This window comes from Shewanella sp. GXUN23E, from assembly GCF_050865035.1.
GTDB lineage: Bacteria > Pseudomonadota > Gammaproteobacteria > Enterobacterales > Shewanellaceae > Shewanella.
On record NZ_JBOZWP010000003.1, the window covers coordinates 1 to 14,393 of the forward strand.

9 protein-coding genes are annotated in these 14,393 nt (G+C 51.6%); 4 read left to right on the forward strand and 5 right to left on the reverse strand.

Annotated features, from left to right (window positions below):
• Positions 1 to 729 precede the first annotated feature (729 nt).
• The 5 genes from ACRRUX_RS03785 to ACRRUX_RS03805 all read right to left on the reverse strand — a co-directional run bounded on the left by ACRRUX_RS03785 (position 730) and on the right by ACRRUX_RS03805 (position 7,605).
• Positions 730 to 1,416, reverse strand: coding sequence for a TorD/DmsD family molecular chaperone (locus tag ACRRUX_RS03785; RefSeq protein ID WP_432527331.1), 687 nt, complete (start codon positions 1,414 to 1,416; stop codon positions 730 to 732).
• 88 nt (positions 1,417 to 1,504) lie between these two features.
• Positions 1,505 to 2,188 carry a 4Fe-4S dicluster domain-containing protein gene (locus ACRRUX_RS03790; RefSeq protein ID WP_432527333.1) on the reverse strand — a complete coding sequence of 228 codons (684 nt, stop codon included), beginning with the start codon at positions 2,186 to 2,188 and terminating at the stop codon, positions 1,505 to 1,507.
• An 18-nt stretch (positions 2,189 to 2,206) separates the two neighbouring features.
• Entirely contained in the window at positions 2,207 to 4,570 is a 2,364-nt protein-coding gene (locus ACRRUX_RS03795; protein ID WP_432527335.1) for a DMSO/selenate family reductase complex A subunit, read from the reverse strand.
• Positions 4,571 to 4,632: 62 nt separating this feature from the next.
• The gene (locus ACRRUX_RS03800; RefSeq protein WP_432527337.1) at positions 4,633 to 6,645 is read right to left on the reverse strand and encodes an MtrB/PioB family decaheme-associated outer membrane protein; all 2,013 of its coding nucleotides are present in this window, start codon (positions 6,643 to 6,645) and stop codon (positions 4,633 to 4,635) included.
• A 15-nt stretch (positions 6,646 to 6,660) separates the two neighbouring features.
• On the reverse strand, positions 6,661 to 7,605 hold the full coding sequence (locus ACRRUX_RS03805; RefSeq protein ID WP_432527339.1) for a DmsE family decaheme c-type cytochrome: 945 nt from the start codon (positions 7,603 to 7,605) through the stop codon (positions 6,661 to 6,663).
• Between the two features lie 514 nt (positions 7,606 to 8,119).
• Here ACRRUX_RS03805 and ACRRUX_RS03810 point away from each other — a divergent pair.
• The 4 genes from ACRRUX_RS03810 (at position 8,120) to ACRRUX_RS03825 (ending at position 14,314) form a co-directional block, all read left to right on the forward strand.
• Entirely contained in the window at positions 8,120 to 10,711 is a 2,592-nt protein-coding gene (locus ACRRUX_RS03810) for a molybdopterin-dependent oxidoreductase (RefSeq protein ID WP_432527341.1), read from the forward strand.
• Positions 10,712 to 10,727: 16 nt separating this feature from the next.
• Positions 10,728 to 11,348, forward strand: coding sequence for a DMSO/selenate family reductase complex B subunit (locus ACRRUX_RS03815; protein WP_432527343.1), 621 nt, complete (start codon positions 10,728 to 10,730; stop codon positions 11,346 to 11,348).
• 116 nt (positions 11,349 to 11,464) lie between these two features.
• Complete coding sequence (locus ACRRUX_RS03820) at positions 11,465 to 12,196, forward strand: Crp/Fnr family transcriptional regulator (RefSeq protein WP_432527345.1); 732 nt, start codon at positions 11,465 to 11,467, stop codon at positions 12,194 to 12,196.
• A gap of 120 nt (positions 12,197 to 12,316) precedes the next feature.
• Positions 12,317 to 14,314: a hypothetical protein gene (locus ACRRUX_RS03825; RefSeq protein WP_432527347.1), complete on the forward strand. Its 1,998-nt coding sequence runs from the start codon at positions 12,317 to 12,319 to the stop codon at positions 14,312 to 14,314.
• Positions 14,315 to 14,393 lie beyond the last annotated feature (79 nt).

Sequence of the window (14,393 nt, forward strand, 5' to 3'; positions counted from 1 at the left end):
CGCAGCAACAGAAAACGCCATGGATAATCCCACGGCGAACAGTGCGCTCAGGCTGCTTTTCCAGCCTCTGGTTACACGCTCATTCATTCTCTGGCCTTTCACTCTTGTTATTTGGAATCGGGTAAATACCACGTGATGAGTATTCTAAAAGAGGTAATTGCTGAATCGGGGATTGTTATATTTCAGGAGTGGAAAAATGCGATCGCGCATTCAGAACAAATATTTTCGTGAGCCAAGCCGCAGGAAACCCACTTTAAACGCAGATAAAAAGCACCCGGAATACATGATTAAAATCATTCTATATTAGACACTTAGAAACTTGTTAAGAGATAACACAAGACCACTTGTTAAATAAGCATTTCCCAATTGTGAATTAACTCTCTCCATGGCCAAAGGTTAAAATTTGATGAAGTTCAAAAATAACCACTTTACCCACTAAGAAGTATTTCACTTATCAGATAAACAAGTGAGAGGATGATAATTATTATCAATAATTATCATAAGTCATTGCCCTTAATTACACCGGCATGTCCTCACAGCCTGACGATAAATCCTGCGAAAAAAAGGAATACCATTACTCCAATAAACGGAGAAGCAAGCGGATAACTGAACAGATAGATATGAATATGAAGGGACACATGCCCCCTCATATTGCTGATATCAGCACCGGAGAAAACCCGCCTGCGCCTTTATCACTCCGCGCCGAAGATGAAGCCTGTCTGCATCCCGCTATGGTGTGATAGCCACAGCAGCCCTGACAGGAATCCTCGCAGCCGCTGGCCTCGGCCCCAAGACCTGACTGAGTGTCACCAGATACTCTTTGGCGAGCACGGCAAAACAGCGGTAATAGTCGGTAGTGGCATGCAGCTCCACCAGCGCCAGACATTGTCCCGACCAGGGCAGCAGATGCTCACTGAGCAGGGTTTGCAGCAACATCAGCGCTCGCTGCTCATCGCCACCCTGCACTGCTTGCAGCAACAGGCTGTCGATAACCGCAAAGATCAGCCCTATGTGATCAACCGGCTCATTGGAAGCCGCACTCACGGTTATTCCCTGCTCACGATAAAAGTCCATCAGCGCCAGCGTGCTGCGCTCATTGAGCAGTTGTGTTTCACTGGTGTAGACCGAGCCCCAGGGCGCGGCTTTGGGGTGTCCGGGGCCAAAGAACAGCTGGCCGTAATCCAGCTTTAACGCCAGCAATAACTGTTCGCGCTCAGGGTCTTTGGCAAGCAGCCAGTCCGACAGGGTCTGTTGCAACAGCTCACAGGCCGCAGATGCCAGCGGCCAGTTGCGCGCCAGCTGGCCCTGAGCAAAACCATCCAGTTGTTGTTTTTCCGGATAGATGTAAAACACATGGTTAAGCACCCGGGCCATGCCCTGGAGCAGTTCAAAGTCTATTTCTTCATTTGTCATCATGGTCGAAGGTGTCATCCCAACCTTTTGAAAGAGAAGCGTCAGTGGAGTTCTGACGCTCAACCTCGGGTTACAGCCGCCCGCCGAACCTTTAGACTTCAGCCGGATTTAACAAACTGCCTCCGGACTGGGCTCTGGCATTGATCTTCACAATCAGGTTGGGAGAAGTGATTCCCTGAGATGGCAAAGGTGCAATATGACTGTCACCTTTTCCGTATTTAGCTTCAAGATTTTCGATAGTATCGAAATCCAGCGCTCTCATTGGACAGGCTTCAACGCAAACAGGCTTCTGTACCAACTCGCCCAACTCATTGGTTTTCAAGCGGTCAGCACACCCATCACACTTAGTCATCACCTTCCTGCCAGCATCCAGCTGTGGCGCATCATAAGGACAGGCCTTGGCACAACTACCGCAGCCGATACACAGCTCCTTGGCAATCTGAACCAAGCCATCTTCCCGACGCTTGTGCATCGCGCCTGTAGGACAGGCTTTCACACACACAGGATTGGAGCAGTGGTTACAACCAACCGACATGTAATAGGCAAAAACACTCTGCTCAAAACTGCCATCACTGTTTTCCTGCCAGATCCCGCCGCCATATTCATATACTCTGCGCCACAACATGCCTTTCAATGTGGCAACCCCGTCATTCACCACATCATCCCGGGACCGCTCCAAACCGGCCATACGGTCTTTACAGGCGATATGACAGGTTTTGCAGCCGGTACACTTGCTGGAGTCAAAATAGAATCCATATTGAGTATTGGTTGTCATATTTGGTAACTCCCTGAATTATGCCCTGGTGATTTGAACCAGATTGGTGTGTTGTGGATTCCCTTTTGCCAGGGGGCTTGGACGCAAAGAGGTCAGGCTATTGACGCAACCACCTATGTCAGTACCATTCTCTGGCTTAAACCAGGCCCCCTGTGGCAGTGAAGCAACTCCCGGCATAATTCTGGGTGTTATTTTCGCAATCGTTCTGACAGCACCACGTTTACTGCTGACGATCACCTCGTCCCCCTGATTAATTCCTCTGTTCATTGCATCAATAGGGTTCATCCAGACCGCGTCCTGAACCGCTTCTCTCAGCCAGGGAATATTATGGAAACTCGAATGGGTGCGTCCTTTGGTATGGTGACCAATCAATTGCAATGGGAAATCCTGTTTGGTTTCCAGATCTCCCACGCCTTCCCAGGTATCGCAATACATTGGAATAGCGCTGATCACATCGCCCTCGGGCAACGCCCACTGAGCAGCAATTTGCGCCAGTCGCTCTGAATAGATTTCAATCTTGCCGGATGGCGTAGATACCGGATTAGCCAGAGGATCGGCAATGAATTTCTGCAAGGTGATCCCTTCCCCCTGTTGAGCAACTTTGACCACACCTTTTTCGCATACTTCCTGATAGGAAGGCAGCGCCGGATTTTTGGTGCGGGATCTCTGGTACACATACTCTACCCATTGCTGATAGTCGCGGCCTTCAGTAAAGGCCTCTTCCACCCCAAGACGTTTGGCCAACTCCAAGCAGACATCAAAACAGCTCTTGGCTTCGAAAGGAGGCTTAACAGAGGTTGTCATGGCAATGACAGACTCCATGTTTGTGCCCGGATTTGAAATGATGTCGTGTTGCTCCAAATCCATGACATCGGGCAGCAAAATATCCGCAAACATCGCACTGGGAGTCATCTGAACATCGTGCACCAGAATAAACTCGCACAGAGATTCATCTTCCAGGATTTTTGCTGTCGCAAAAGTATCTGAATGCTGATTAATCATGGTGTTGCCAGCGTAGTTCCAGATAAACTTAATATTCTGCGAGAGCTTATCCACCCCCTGTACACCATGCTCTGTAGCCGTCATGTTCTTGCCATTGATCACGGCCTCTGTCCACATAAAACATGGGATCTTGGCCTTAACCTTGTTCACCCCGATAGGCATGGCTCCCAGAGTTCCGCCGTGACGTGGCCAGTTACCATTATTGGTACCGGGCAAACCTAACTTGCCCAACAACAGCGGCAGCATATAGATTGCTCTGGCAGTTTGCTCACCATTGGCCTGACGCTGAGGTCCCCATCCCTGGGTGATAAACGGCGCCCGGGCGTTTGTTAACTTATCCGCGAGATCAATGATCTGACGCTCTGGGATCCCGGTGATGGCCGCAGCCCAGGCTGGCGTTTTTGCAATACCATCCGCTCCCAACCCCAGAATATGGGATTTATAGTCGGAATTTGCCGGAGCACTTTCAGGCAGAGATTGCTGATCAAAACCAACACAGTATTTGTCCAAAAACTGTTGATCATGACGTCCCTGAGAAATAATTTGGTAAGCCAATGCCTCACAGAGCGCAGCATCGGTTCCCGGACGAATCGGCAGCCAACTGCAGCCATCAGCCAATGCCGATTCTGAGTAACGCGGATCAACAACAATCGTAGTGACCTCAGTGGCCGCGTTGACATAGTCATAGCCGCCCCCCGTTCCACTCATCCGGGTTTCTGCAGGATTGAACCCAAATGACAGAATCAGGTCACTGTTATTCATCTGCTTGTAGTCACTGGATGCAAACTCACCAAAGGTATAAACAGAGGCAGGAACAATCTGCGCTGCACTGTATGAGCCGTACATATCCAGAAAACCACCGAGAAGGTTAAGCAACCTCTTTGAAGACTCGCGTCCGCCCGCCCGATATTGATTGGTTCCGGAAGCATATTGCCAATACACGGCGTCATTCCCGTAGGTATCAATTACCCTTTTCAGCTCAGCAGCAATAGTTGAATAGGCTTCATCCCATGAAATCGGAACGAACTTACCCTCACCTCGCTTGCCAACCCGCTTCATCGGCGTTTTCAGTCGATCCGCCGCGTAGATTTTTTGTCTTGAAGATCGGCCCCGCAAACACGCTCTGGCCTGAATATCCACGCCGGTATCCGGGCCGCTGCTGTCGGTTTCAACTCTGGTCACTACACCATCCCGGCTGTAGACCTTTAATGCACAGGCGGCTGCACAATTGCAGGTGCAGGACGACCAGTTCACCCGTTCAAGTGACATGGGAGGTAGCGGTGGTTTCGCATCAACATCACTTGAGCTGGAGTCACATCCGGCTACCGATGCGGCGCATCCAAGTGCTGCACTCATTTTTAAGAAACTTCTGCGTTCCATTATGTCCTTCCTCTTATTCTTGAAACTCTTGTAGGTTCATCGAGAAATGCGCCTCAACCCTGTCATGGCAACAGATAGCTGAAAGACAGCATGATCTGATGTGCGTTGTAGTTATGGTTGAGATCGCCAAGGGTTATCAGTCCGGGAATGGCGTTCACCGCCACGACGCCAGGGTCTGTGTCGTAATAACGTTCGTACTGATAGGCAAGTTTCAGCGTCATCTGCGCGTTGAGTGCATAGGCCGCGTAGGCGCTGGCGCTGTGTTGATAGGAGTAGTAGTCGCCCGGATTAGTCGGGGCACCGACCAACAGATGGGCATCGCTGCCGGAATTGGCAAACAGGTAATCAGCCCCCAGTGACAGACGACCATCCAGCAGACCGGTATAGCCGATACCGGCGCCCAGGTTGATAAAATGATCTTCCACAGTCTGTTGCCACAGGCCTGCTCCTGCAAATTCGCCGCCGGCAATGTCTGAGTCTATATATTGCTGACCGGCAAAACCGTAGGCAGTCAGTTGCTCACCCAGAGTCAGGTTGGCATTCAGATCATAGCCATAGTCTTTTGAATGGGTCAGACCCAGTACACTTTCGTCATAGTCATCCACGGCGTAGTAACTGCGCAGATCCAGACTCAGCCAGTCCATGGCCTGCCAGTTCACCTTCAGCGCCACGGCCGTGCGCTCACGATCCGCCAGATGGTATTTGCGCAGCAGCGAAGTTTCTTCGGTAGAGGTCAGCTCATTGGCCTGATATTCACTGCCACCCCGCTTGCCATAGTCGGCATCAAGCTGCAGAACCACTCCGGGAATGGCGCTGATCTTGAGTTTGGCCCAGAGCTTGTCGTCATGGGTATCTTCCCGCTCGCCATAGCTACGGCTGACTTCTTTACGGTCATAGCCTGCCATTAAACGGTAGCCGGATGCGAGGCGATAAGCCGCATTGAGCTTGTAAGTCTGGCGTTCGATATCCAACGGCAGATTCTGGCTAAAGCCGCCGGACAGCGGGTCGAAACTCAGACTTGCGATGCCCTGATTGAAATCCCACAGCGAACTTTTATTGTCTCTGTCGCTGTAATCCACACTGGCACCAAGGCGCAGGCGATTGGTGAGCATAGAGGTGATATTGAAACCGGCATCCAGGGTATCGACTTCACCGTCCCAGTTAACAATGGGATTGCCGCTGACCGGGATCAGATCGTCATCCTGGATCATGCGTCCGGCAACAACTCTGCCGGTCATGACAGTGGTATTCAGCTGATACTGGCCGGACAAACTCAGTTGGTGGGCCTGGTTATCCGGGGTGGCACTGTAGATGTCGTACCACAGTGGTACCGTAAGGCTCAGGTGTTCGATGTCGTTGTCGTATAAGCTGCCCTGATAGTTCAGATCCACCAGCCAGTGCTGACCGGAAAATGCCAAACCGGCGGCCAGTGAGTCGGTACTTGAATCAACCGGCAAGGCAAAGTTGATCGGCTTGGGTGACACCAGGCTGGCCTGACGATGGCCGGTTTTCTCTTCCCGGTCGTAGCGAATCCAACTTTGAAGGTCACCAAGCCTGTACTCCAGCCCCAAACCAGCCTTCTGCCGCTCAAGGTTTAAATCCAGCAGACGAGTCGTCTCTGATGGACTGAGCACACCATTGTCATGCCACAGCTGAGTCGGTACATCACCATTGCGATAGCTGGTGATCATCCGGTAATCCAGATCCACCTGATAGCGGCCGACTTTGCCGGATTCGATATGGGCAAAACTGTTCTCCAGCCCCAGCTGATGCGCCTGAATAGCAGAGCGATATCCCTCATCGTTATGGTAACGGATATCACCGCTGACACTGCCGTTCAGCCCATCTTCGTCAGTACCAAAGCGGTTACCGGCATGGGGATCACTGCCGTCAACATAACCGGCAGAGACACTGATCTCTCCCTGATGACGGGGCTGAATCACGCACTGACGGCACTGATAATCTTCAACATTCACTGCGCTGGTGTTGGCGTTGGTCACGCTGAAATCCAGCGCCATCACGCTGCCGGATGCGCCCAGCAGTGCCAGGGTGATTAAATTCAATGGAAATTTCATCGTATGCACTCCCTGTTAGCGGGCCAGCGACTTGCCGGCGGGGTGATTGGAACCATGGATCTGGTTGTGGCAGTTAAGGCAGCTCTTGCCGCCGCCAAAGCTGTCGATACCGCTTTGGGCGATCACCCGGGCACCATGTCCATCGTCGGCATGACATTGCTGGCACAACTGCGGCGCACGCTGGGTCACCAGCGATTCGTTGACGCTGCCATGGGGGTTATGGCAGTTACCGCAGTTTTCGGTAACAGGGGCGTGTTCCCACAGAAATGGGCCGCGTTTTTCAGCGTGACACTGAAAACAGGTGGTATTCACATTGGGCTGTACCAGCGCACCTTCACTCATTGAGCCATGGGGATTGTGGCAATCATTGCAGGTCATCTGATCCCACTTCAGCGGATGGGATGAGCGCTTGTTCAGATCAGCACCTTTCTGGGTGTGGCACTGAATACAGGTGTCATTGACCTTGAGTGGATTGAGCGCTGGGTCCTGCGGCGTGTGGATCCGGTGGCAATCAACACAGGCAATCTGCTCCAGATTGTGAGTAGAGCCATGCCAGGCCATGACATCCGGTTCGTTGTGGCAGCCAAGGCATACGCTGTTCTGAGCAGGGGCACTGAGTCTGGCATCATCGCCAAAGGCGATCATAGGCTCCTTGCCGCCACGGTTATGTTTACCCATGGGACCATGGCAGGCTTCACATTGCAGACCGGCCATTGGCGAGCGACTGGCATTGGTATCACCGTGCCGGCTATTAAAAATAGCCATCACAGATTCACTCTTTTTGTGACACCCCAAACAGGAATCAGCACCTTTCGGAGAATAATTTCCCTGTTTGAATTTTTGCATCAGGGTAGTTTCAAGTTCTGCTTCGGATAAATTATCCCAGGGGGTTGCATTTACTGTGACAGAAATACATATGCCGACTCCAAGCAGGAGTTTACTTAAAGCATGCAGCATCATTATCAAGCCCTATAGTATTTTAGTTGTTTGACAAGAAGCATTCAGATAACAGCCGGAGATTAATTACAAAGGAATAAACTCCACCCTGAAATAGCCATCAGGAATGAATCTCAATAATAAAGTGATCAACGCCACACCAGCCAGCTAGCGGCATACGGGCGGTCGCAACTATTAATAGCCATAAACCCGGATAGAATCTGTGACCTACTCATAAAAATAATTTATTAATAAATCATCAAATTAAGGATAAGCAAACCACTATATAAAATCAGGATCACAGTATTGAATAGCTAACAAAAAGAAACCATATTGAATTTGCGTAACACCTCACACTTATATCCATAAAACACATCAAATGTATATTAGTTTGCATTCCTGCCAGCCAATTAAAAACTAACTTAATAGCGCCCTGAAAGCTCCCTGAATATTTCAAATAGATAACCCGCTACTTTAGTTAAATAGCAATAAATAACCCAGAGAATATTTCAATACTGACTGGGTTGAGAGCTGAATAATGAAAAGACGTGATTTTTTGAAGCTATCAGCTTCCTGTGCAGCTTCTGCCACTGTGGTTGGATGCAACAGTGATTCCGCATCCCCCCTGTTACCACCGATCTCACCGGATACCGGATTACCCGGTGAGGTTTCCAGGCTATCGGCCTGCATCGGCAACTGTTTCCAGACCTGTCCACTGCGGGTATATACACGCGATGGTGTCATCACCCGCATCGAGTCTGAAGCCAGTGGTATCAAAGGCTTCGTCGACAAGTGGGACGCCGACAGCGCCTCACATGAAATCCGTCCCTGCCTGCGGGGCCGCGCGCTCAAACAAAAGGTCTACAGTGCCGACCGACTGAAGTATCCGATGAAACGGGTCGGCCCCAGAGGCAGTGAGCAGTTCATCCGTATCAGCTGGGATGAAGCAATCGCCGAAGTGTCCGCCCGCCTGCAACACACCATAGATACCTATGGCGCTCAGTCCGTCTATTTGCCGGTGGCTACCGGTGATTATGACTATCAGGTCGATGGCATGTATGCCGCCATGCGCTTCTTACATCAGGTCACCAAAACCAAGATTCCGTTTGAGCCTATCCCGGGATTCCAGATGGAAATTGAGGCCTCCGGCTACATGATGTACCACGACAGCTATTCAGCCGCCCAGATGCAGACCGCCGCCAACAGCACCTTTGGCTTTGCGGATATGTGGGGCAGCGGCAACAGCCTGCTGGATATGAAAAACGGCACAGATCTGATGATCTGCTTTGGCTACAACCCGATGGAAAGCCGTATGGGTGGCGCCGGATCTGGGTATGACTACACCAACCTCAAGCGTCAGTATGGCTTCAAATCCATCTACATCGAACCCAGATTCACCGACACCATGGTGGTCTGCGACGATCAGTGGGTACCTATAAAGCCGGGCACAGATGCCGCACTGGCCGAAGCCATCGCCTATGTGTGGATCGCCGAGCAGCACGAGCAGGCGCTGGATCTTGAGTTCCTGCGCAGCAAAGTGTTTGGTTATGATGCAGAAACCGCCACCGCCAGCACACCGGCTGTATCAGCCGAGGAGAGCTACAAAGGGCATATTCTGGGGCTGGCGGACAATCAACCGAAAACTCCTGAGTGGGCAGAGGCCATCACCGGCATTGCGGCAGATACCATCCGCGATCTGGCCGATCAAATCGCCGCCGCCAACAAGCCTTTCTTTGTGCAGGGATGGGGTATTCAGCGCCAGGTCAATGGTGAGAACGCCGCCCGCTCGCTGTTTATGCTGCCGATCTTGCTGGGCAAAATCGGCCAGTCCGGTACCAACTTCTGCTCCCAGCCCGGCGCAAAGACCTATGCCAAACCTGTGGTGATGGGAATGGAAACAGACAGTCTTGGCAGCAGCATAGGTTCCATTACCATTGGCGGCACTGAGTACACGATCCCCGGTTATATGTGGCTGGAGGGCATTCAACAGCCACTGAACTCAAGGGATCATGGGCTGCGCCAGATGCTGGGGTTTGAGCAGGGATATCCCAAAGAGCACCCACTGACGCTGAAAAATCCGATCAAGTTCATCTTTGCCAATGCCTGCGGTACTGTGCTGAACCAGACACCGGATATCAACCGCACCCTGGACATCCTCAATCAGGCCGAAGATCTGTTCATTCTGTCCATCGATCATATGTTTGGCCCCAGTGCCAAAGTGGCCGACATCATATTGCCCTGCATCACCAACCTGGAAAACTCAGACATAGTCACCAACAAGCTGGACCACGACTCAGGGATGATGAGTTACTCCTATATCTTTGAGCAGGCCATTGCCCCCATGCACGAAGCCAAGAGCACCTGGGAGATCTGTCGCCTGCTGGCAGTCGCCATGAACGTTGAAGCTGGCTTTACTGAACTCAAGACCCAGCAGGAATGGGTACAGTGGTGTTTTGAAAAGTTCGCCAACAAGCTGCCCGGGGTATTTGAGCCGGGGGCCAGCTATGAATCGCTCAAAGGCCAGTTGCCGGCGCGCAAACTGGCCGAAGAGAACCCCAACTTTACCGCCCTGCGCCAGTTCCGCGAGGACACCAGCGGCAAGGTGAAACTGGGCACCCCCAGCGGCAAAATCGAAGCCTATTCGCTGAAAATTCTGGCCCGGGAAAAACTCGAAGCGCTGGACATGAGCGAAGTCAGTTATCTGCCCAAGTACATCGCCGCCCAGGAAGGCGCCGAGGATACAGAGCTTGCACGGGAGTTTCCGCTGCAACTGATTGGCTTTCACGCCAAGTCCCGGGTGCATTCCACTCACGCCAACTATCCCTGGCTGCAGGAAGCCAACGAGCAAACGGCCTGGCTCAACCCGCTTGATGCCAACCGGCTGGGTGTGGCCAACGGCCGCAAAATCCGTCTGCTCAGCCCCCGTGGCGGCCAGATGGAGATCAGCGCCCGGGTCACCCCCAGAGTAATGCCCGGCGTCGTGGCCATGGGCCAGGGAGCCTGGTACACCCCCAATGCTCAGGGAGTCGACACAGGTGGCAACATCAATGTGCTCACCAGCCGCAAAGCCAGCCCGCTGGCCCGCGGGATCCCGGCAAACAGCGCAAGAGTAAGACTCGAACTGGCTTAATCACACAGGTCTAAGTATGGAAAATTCAACAATTCAATACGGCTTCTATCTGGATGCCAGTAAGTGCAGTGGCTGTAAAACCTGTCAGGTCGCCTGTAAAGACAGAAGCAATATGATTGTCGGCCCCAAGTGGCGCCGGGTTTACGAATATACCGGCGGCAGCTGGCAACAAAACCCCAATGGCACCTTCACCCAGGATATCTTCGCCTGCTACCTGGCACTGTCCTGCAACCATTGCAACAACCCCAAATGTGTTCAGGCCTGCCCGACCGGCGCCATGCATAAAGACCGTCAGACCGGCCTGGTCAGGGTGTTTGAGGAGTCCTGTATCGGCTGTGAGGCCTGCGCCAGAGCCTGTCCTTACGATGCCCCGCAGATCCATCCGGAGCGGCGGGTCATGACCAAGTGTGATGGTTGTTACGATCGGCTCAAACAGGGACTGGCGCCTGTCTGTGTCGCCTCCTGCCCACAACGGGCGCTGGAGTTTGGCCCAATCGATGAGCTCAGGGCACGCTACGGTAACCAGGCAGACGCCCCCGGTCTGCCCTCTTCGGCCATTACCGATCCGAATCTGGTCATCACCAGACATCCCCGGAGCAGAAATGGAGGACAAATCATCAATACCAGTGAGATCTGAGCCCCAAATCCGGTGGGCAGCAGGATGCGTGCCCGCTTTTGAATAACCGGTAACTTCGGTACCAGGGACTTGGTGGTACTCTCTGAGCAACAAAGCTATGCAGCGGATACAGCAATATGCCAAGCCATCATTCAGTTATTTTAAGTCATTTGCTCCAGCGGATTGTTTATCTGGGGGGCGAACCGACGCAATCAAAACAGTTTGTCGAGAACTGTATTATTATGCCATTAACTGAAGGTGATATATTCTGTCGACGCGGCGAGTCCAAAGGCTTAGCTTATTTAGCAGAAGGTGCCATAGTTACCCGACACAATTTTGGTGAAGGCCTGGAAATATATTCAAGCAATCGTACCGCTGATAATTTTGTGATAACCGCAATTGAGAATTTACAACCCGCAGCGAGATCAGATTTTATCTGCCTTGAGCCTGGTATCATCTGTTATTGGAAAGCGCATGTATTGCAGGATTTTATCCATAGCAATCAGCAATTCCATAATAATATCCTGCAGTTGTATCTTTACGAGCTCAGTATTATCTCTGAGCTGGGATACCTGCGCTCAATGCTCAACAAGAGAGATTATGCGATATTGACCATGCTGCTGATGTTTTCTTCCAATGCCAAACGAACACAACCAAGCTACCAGGTATCGCAGCAGATTATGTGTAACCACACCGGCATGACACGCCAATACTATGGCAAGTTATTAAGTGAGCTGGAACACAAAAATGTTATCAAATGTCACTATAAACACATTCATCTGCTGAGCTATGAAAAATTAAGATCCGAGTTATCCATTGATATTCTGGATCATTTTATTGGTAGTTTTGGCTTCAATAATATTCAGTAATAAATTCGTTTCAAACGTAAAACTTTTTAAATAACTAATATCGCTATTTGCTGAGTACCAATTCAGCAAGGTGTACTTGCGGCTGGTGTATTGGCACCGGTTGATAAACAGGATGGGAAAATGAAACTGACTAAAATTTCCAAATGGGTAGTACTGGGAATGCTCGGCGGTACGCTGATGGCATGTAATGATGACGACAATGATTCTTTGGTTGTCCCCCCTGAAACCCAATACAGTGCGCAGCGGGTATCCATCGCGCCCGTGGATGAGATCTATTTTGGCCGGGCCAGCAGTTTAAACGAGTTTCAACCTTACGCCGGGTTGACCGAGTCCGATGCCGAATTGCCCATTCAGCCAGCCAAAGTCCGTCGCAACGCTTCCTATGCCTGGGGCGTCGCGCAGGTTGATGACAAAATCTGGTTTGGCAGCCTGAATAACGGCTGGTGTGGCTGGATGATGAAACACCTCAAACTGCCGATGATGGTGACCGCCTTTGATTCTGAAGTGCAGGCCTGCAATCTGGTCGACATCGCCCGTCCCGGACAGCTGTATATCTATGATGTGGGCAGCAATGAAACCCGGATTATCAATCCGGATGAAATCCAGAATGCTGCCGGACAAAACTATGCCCGGGATATTGCCAATGGTCCCACCAAGCACCTTGGCGATGGTCAGTTTGAAGGAGAGGCACCCAAAATCTATGGTTTCCGCTCCGCCGGTGCCCATGATGGCGTGGTATTTTTCATCGGTCACGCCAACCTCGACAGCCAGAGTGCTACCGAAGCGGCCGAAGGTTTCCTGCGGGTATTTGCCTTCGACAGTCAGACCCAAACCTATTTGGGCAAGGCCGATTTTCCCTATGACTCATCCCGTCGCATGACAGTATTGAACCACCCGGATGGCAGCCAGGCGCTGTATACCTTTATGGGACCGGACACCTCATTGGGTCAGGCAGGAACCTCAGGTACTGTCGGACTGCGCTGGGTTGGCAGCAAAACCGCACCATTTGAAGGCGGCGATGTGCAGGGCTTTGAGATTGTTACGCCGGAGAGCTTCAGATTTGAGGGCCTGCCGGGTGAGTTTGTTACCACGGCCGATGAGAAAGGCAACGAGCGTCTGGTGGTCAGCACCTGGGCACACCCCAGGGCCGCCAAAGATCCCGCTTATCAGGGCGGTAACCTGCTGGCCTCCAACCCGATGCCGGCAGCCGGTTTCAGTAAAGCTGATCCCATGACCTTTACCACCATCTTCAAGACCGAAGACTTTGATGCCGATCCTGTCATCGCCAAAACCTATGAAATGGGTGCCATGACCATGTATCAGGGATACCTCTACTTTGGCTCCATGCATGTGGGTCACTCAGGCGGGTATGACAAGCTCAAAGCGGCGTATCCGGCGCAATTCCCGGCAGTAACCGATGGTCAGTACAGCAAGGTCGAAAAGGAGCTGGCTATCAACAGCTGGCGTGCCTCTTCACTATTTCGCATGAAGATGGATTCCTTCTTCACGCCCGCTGAATTCAAACCTGAACTCCTGTACGGCGACAAGCTGCAGTGGACTTTTGATGGCAACCAATGGCAGCAAAAGCCTAATCGTATGGGGCTGACGCCTCAATATGGCCCGGCCGGCTGGGGCGAAGTGCTGAACGTATATGCCTGGACCGCCGTGGTTCACAACGACAGGCTGTATTATGGTGGTTTTGACCTGGGCAGCGGCATGCGTGACTACTATGACAACATCCGTGGCATTCAGTCCAAGGCAGCCGGTCTGCCAACCCTCAAGCCGGATCAATTCTGCCTGCAGGGTCAGTGTATTCCGGTGGATATGATGGGCGGCGCATCCTGGTTCGATCAGGCCACCAACAACCCCATGTACTATGTCTATGAGTGGGCCCAGAAAGTGCCGGGTAACAGCAACAAATCCGGGGCTGATTTGATTGTGTTTGAGAACACCGATTCTGCCGCCAAAGTGATAACCGAGAACGGCTTTGATAATCCAGGCAACAACGGTATCCGTAACGCCGCCATCATTGATGGTGAGCTGTATCTGGGTACGTCAACTTACTCGAATTTGGGTAATGATGCCGGTTTTGAGTATTACCGGGTTTCCGGGGAATAATATTATTCCGCCGATCATGTTTGTTAATTGATATCTATCACGAATAAAATTCGGGGCGGAAATTATTTCCACCCCGATT

Bases quoted from the DNA above. Each gene is read 5' to 3' on its own strand.
- ACRRUX_RS03785 (WP_432527331.1), bottom strand. From the start codon at position 1,416: ATGATGACAAATGAAGAAATAGACTTTGAACTGCTCCAGGGCATGGCC.
- ACRRUX_RS03825 (WP_432527347.1), top strand. From the start codon at position 12,317: ATGAAACTGACTAAAATTTCCAAATGGGTAGTACTGGGAATGCTCGGC.
- ACRRUX_RS03820 (WP_432527345.1), top strand. From the start codon at position 11,465: ATGCCAAGCCATCATTCAGTTATTTTAAGTCATTTGCTCCAGCGGATT.
- ACRRUX_RS03815 (WP_432527343.1), top strand. From the start codon at position 10,728: ATGGAAAATTCAACAATTCAATACGGCTTCTATCTGGATGCCAGTAAG.
- ACRRUX_RS03805 (WP_432527339.1), bottom strand. From the start codon at position 7,605: ATGATGCTGCATGCTTTAAGTAAACTCCTGCTTGGAGTCGGCATATGT.
- ACRRUX_RS03800 (WP_432527337.1), bottom strand. From the start codon at position 6,645: ATGAAATTTCCATTGAATTTAATCACCCTGGCACTGCTGGGCGCATCC.
- ACRRUX_RS03795 (WP_432527335.1), bottom strand. From the start codon at position 4,570: ATGGAACGCAGAAGTTTCTTAAAAATGAGTGCAGCACTTGGATGCGCC.
- ACRRUX_RS03810 (WP_432527341.1), top strand. From the start codon at position 8,120: ATGAAAAGACGTGATTTTTTGAAGCTATCAGCTTCCTGTGCAGCTTCT.
- ACRRUX_RS03790 (WP_432527333.1), bottom strand. From the start codon at position 2,188: ATGACAACCAATACTCAATATGGATTCTATTTTGACTCCAGCAAGTGT.